Here is a 4,680-nt window from a genome sequence, read left to right as displayed (position 1 = left end):
TACGAGGTATTAAAATTCACTTCTTACATTCTATGCTTTAAGGGGCAGTATTATTAGAAAAAATAGAGGTGAATATAGTTTGTATAAGAAGTATTCCAAAATTTATAATCTGTGAATTGGGAAAATATTGAATGCTCCAGGTCAATATACTTTCTTGACTAAATGTATTTGTGAAAGTGACCTCAATATTTTTAAGTAAATCAACGGGAGAATTGAAAGGCAGGAGAAAGTAACATGTCAGAAAATTATCGTTCTCGAGAGGAGCGACGACAAGTTCAAAAGAAAAAACAGCCAGCTTCTAAAAACACAAAACCAAAAGGTAAAACATCGTTTTTCCGTAAATTTTTAATCAGTTGTTTACTACTTGGTATTGTAGGTTTAGTGGCAGGGGTTGCTACCTTTTTCGTAATGATTAAGGACGCACCAAAACTTGAGAAAGCAAAACTTGTTAATCCGTTATCCTCAAAAATTTATGATAAAGACGGCAATTTGGTATATGAATATGGGAAAGAAAAACGGACGAATGTTACGTATGATCAAATTCCTAAATTGGTAGAAAATGCATTTTTAGCGACAGAAGATGCACGTTTTTATGAGCATAGCGGAGTAGACTTTAAAGGTACTGCTCGTGCAGTTTTAGTTAGTCTTAAAGGAGATTATGGTTCTCAAGGTGGTAGTACGATAACGCAGCAAGTTATTAAGAACTACTTCTTATCGATGGAAAAAACGTCAAAGCGTAAGGTTCAGGAAATATATTTAGCATATAAGCTAGAACAACAGTATTCAAAACATGAAATATTAGAGATGTATTTAAATAAAATTAATTTAGGTAACCGTTCATATGGAATCGCAACAGCAGCGCAAAACTACTATGGTAAAGAATTAAAAGATTTAACATTACCAGAAGTTGCAATGCTAGCAGGGTTACCGAAAGCACCAAATAACTATGATCCAACGAAAAAAGAAAATGTTCAAAGGGCAACAGAAAGAAGAAATACTGTACTAGGATTAATGAATCGACATGGTTATATTTCGAAGGAAGAAATGGAAAAAGCATCAAAAGTTCCAGTAACTGATGGACTTAAGACTGCAACTGTACAAACAATGCCATATCCTGCATTTATGGATGCGGTTGTGAAAGAAGTAGAAAAAGAACTACCAGATGCTAATATTGGTTCTGACGGTTTAGAAATTTATACAACATTGGATCCAAAAGCACAGGATTTTGCTGATCAGCTTTTAAATACAAATATTATTAATTATCCAAATGATAACTTCCAAGGTGCTTTTACATTTATGGATACGAAAACAGGAGAAGTTCGTGCTATAGGCAGTGGTCGTGGTGAAAATAAAGCTGTATTTAAAGGACATAATATGGCAATTGAATTAGATCGTGCAGCTGGTTCAACGATGAAGCCAATCTTTGATTACGCTCCTGCAATTGAATATTTAAAATGGGCTACGTACCATCAAATTGATGACTCTCCATTTAAGTATTCAACGGGGCAAGAAGTTCGAAATGCAGACAGAAGTTATTTAGGCCCAATTTCAATGCGTGAAGCATTAAAAATGTCGCGTAATATTCCGGCAATTAAAACTGCAAAAGAAGTGGGAATTAGTAAATCGAAAGACTTCTCTGAGAAATTAGGTATTACATTTAATACAGCACCGACAGAATCTACAGCGATTGGTACAAACGAAGTATCACCAACTGAAATAGCGGGTGCTTATGCGGCATTTGGTAATGATGGTAAGTATACGAAGCCGCATTTTGTTAAGAAAGTAGTTTATCCAGATGGCAAGTCACAAAGTTTTGGACAAAAACCAAAACCAGTTATGGCGGATTCTACAGCGTATATGATTACTGATATGCTTCGTTCTGTAGTTACATCAGGTACTGGTACATCGGCAAATGTGGCTTCTTTAGATGTAGCTGGTAAAACAGGTACAACAAACTATTCTTCAAAACAACTAGCACAATATGGAATTCCAGAAAGTGCAACTCGTGATAGTTGGTTTGCAGGATATACACCGCAATATACGATGGCAGTATGGACTGGATATATGAAAGATGGTAAAGACGATTATATTAGTAGTAAAAATACGAAAATTGCACAGTTGATTTTTAAAGAAATGATGAGCGAGATGGCTACAGATAAATCACGCTTTAAAATGCCAAGTAGTGTTATTCAAGAAGGTAGTGAGTTACGTATAAAAGGTGAAAAACGTGATTCATCTCCAAATACGAGCGTACCGGATACAACGGAACAACCAAAACAAGACCAACAGCAAAAAACTGAAGAAGAGAAAAATCAAGAGGAATTAAAGAAACAGGAAGAACTTAAGAAACAAGAAGAGCAAAAGAAGCAAGATGAACTTAAGAAGCAGGAAGAGCAAAAGAAACAAGATGAACAGAATAAGCAAAATGAACAAAACAATGGAAATGGTCAAGGAACTCCAAATCCACCAACTAATGGAGGTGGCCAAGGAACTCCAAATCCACCAACCAATGGAGGTGGTCAAGGAACTCCAAATCCACCAACCAATGGAGGTGGCCAAGGAACTCCGAATCCACCAACCAATGGAGGTGGCCAAGGAACTCCAAACCCACCAACTAATGGAGGTGGCCAAGGAACTCCAAATCCACCAGCCAATGGAGGTGGTCAAGAGACTCCAACGCAACCAACTACAGGCGGGAACACTGGAGAGACGCCTTCGAATAATGGACAATAAATAATGTATTTAAAAAAGCACCAAAGGTACCGGAAAAAACGGTTTCTTTGGTGCTTTTTGTATTATAAAGAGTAATATTATTTTTAAATGTTAAAAGTACCATAGAAATTTTGAAAGTAAATTGACGGGAAATGATAAAAAATTTGAGTTGGCGGTATTGGATAACTAGGGCTATAAAAAGTAGCGCTACTAGGATGTGTACCATGATGCCAAAATGAAGGGGTGACTTGGTCAGTCGATTGATATTGTTGCCAAGAAGCAGGAAGTTCGATACCAACATCAGAACTAGCCGTATGAACGGCAGGAACATGTATTGAGGGAGCTGATGGGACAACGGCGGTTATTCTTGGTGATACCCACATGAAAACGATCACTCCTAAGTTTCAATGATAAAGTAGTATATTCTTTTAATGCTTATAAAGGTACATATATAGGGTTTTTGCTTAAAACATAGGTATAAAGTCGTAAGACCAACTTAAATTGATGGTAGACCATTTATTATGAAAAGATACGTCTATTAGCGGAGGGCAAGGGAACATGAAAAATATACAATTGATGTGTTGATTGCAATATTTTACGTGTTTATGGAGGAATTTTAATGGAACGATTATGGACGAAATCATTTATTCAAATGACTATCGCGATGTTATTTTTATTTACAGGGTTTTATTTACTTGTTCCAACGCTCCCGCTCTTTATTAAAGAGATAGGTGGAAATGAATCACAAGTTGGACTGATGATGGGAATGTTTACAATAGCGGCAGTAATGATACGACCGATTATTGGAGGTATGTTAGATAAATATGGTAGGAAATCTTTTATCATTTGGGGACTTATCTTTTTTGGACTAACAATGTTTTCTTATAATTTAGCAACAACTATTATATTCTTAGCGGTTTTACGCGTTATTCATGGCGTGACATGGGCCGTTTCTACAACAGCTGTTGGAACAGCAATAACTGATATTATACCAGATTCACGACGCGGAGAAGGAATGGGCTGGTATGGGATGGCGATGACAATTGCGATGGCAATCGGCCCGATGATTGGATTGTGGGTTGTACAAAATTATTCATTTCATGGCCTATTCTTATTAGCAACTCTTTTATCCTTTATGGCAGTCGTATTATCATTAATAACGAAAATGCCATTCACGTCACAAAAAGAAAAAGGGAAAATTCAGCTGTTTGAAAAATCCGTTTTATCAATAACGATTGTTGTTTTCTTTTTATCATTTGCATATGGAGGGATTACAACGTTTTTACCGTTATTTGCATCATCAATTGATGTGAACCCTGGGACATTCTTTCTTGTATATGCAATTGCCTTAACAATTGTAAGGCCGATTTCAGGTAAATTATTAGATAAATATGGAGAAGTATTTATCATACTCCCAGCACTATGTATTACCATTTTAGCTATAGTTGTATTAACTATTTCAAATAGTTTAATGGGTGTAATTATAGCAGCGGCATTATACGGTGTTGGATTCGGTTCAGCACAGCCTGCTTTGCAAGCAGCGATGCTTACAATTGTTGCTCCGAGTAAAAGAGGAGTTGCTAACGCTTCATTCTTTACTGCATTTGATTTAGGTATTGGATTAGGTGCGATTTTACTTGGATTTGTTTCACAAATATTTGGTTACCGTATTTTATTCGCAGGTAGTGCAATTTCAGGATTAATAGCTTTAATTATATTTGTCACTTTTGTAAAGCAACGATTAGGCAAAAAAGATTTTGCCTAATCAGGAGAAGCGAAGATGAAAATTTCAATTGATCATGATGCTCTACAATAGTTTAAGGAAGAATTGCGTATAAAGCATCATGAATCTATTTGATTTACCCGCTATTTGCGAGCAGTAAGACCTCCACCTCAAAATTCAGCAAATACAAGGGAGTTAGGCAGGAGATTTAACTGCTCGTAAATGCCCGATTGGTGAAGGCTAAT

3 protein-coding genes are annotated in these 4,680 nt (G+C 36.3%); 2 read left to right on the top strand and 1 reads right to left on the bottom strand.

Annotation, left to right across the window (positions count from 1 at the left end):
- Positions 1-234: 234 nt before the first annotated feature.
- Positions 235-2,733 carry a PBP1A family penicillin-binding protein gene (locus KI356_RS18205; RefSeq protein WP_212936069.1) on the top strand — a complete coding sequence of 833 codons (2,499 nt, stop codon included), beginning with the start codon at positions 235-237 and terminating at the stop codon, positions 2,731-2,733.
- A gap of 83 nt (positions 2,734-2,816) precedes the next feature.
- Here KI356_RS18205 and KI356_RS18200 read toward each other — a convergent pair whose 3' ends face one another.
- Complete coding sequence (locus KI356_RS18200) at positions 2,817-3,095, bottom strand: hypothetical protein (RefSeq protein WP_128279967.1); 279 nt, start codon at positions 3,093-3,095, stop codon at positions 2,817-2,819.
- A 236-nt stretch (positions 3,096-3,331) separates the two neighbouring features.
- On the opposite strand from KI356_RS18200, the gene KI356_RS18195 reads away from it, so the two are divergent.
- Positions 3,332-4,477 (top strand): MFS transporter, encoded by a 1,146-nt coding sequence (locus KI356_RS18195; protein ID WP_212936068.1) that lies wholly within the window; start codon positions 3,332-3,334, stop codon positions 4,475-4,477.
- Positions 4,478-4,680: the final 203 nt, after the last annotated feature.

Origin of the sequence: Bacillus hominis (assembly GCF_018332515.1) — a bacterium.
GTDB lineage: Bacteria > Bacillota > Bacilli > Bacillales > Bacillaceae_G > Bacillus_A > Bacillus_A hominis.
Note: the sequence above shows the minus strand (reverse complement) of the source record. Positions and strands in the feature narration are given on the sequence as shown.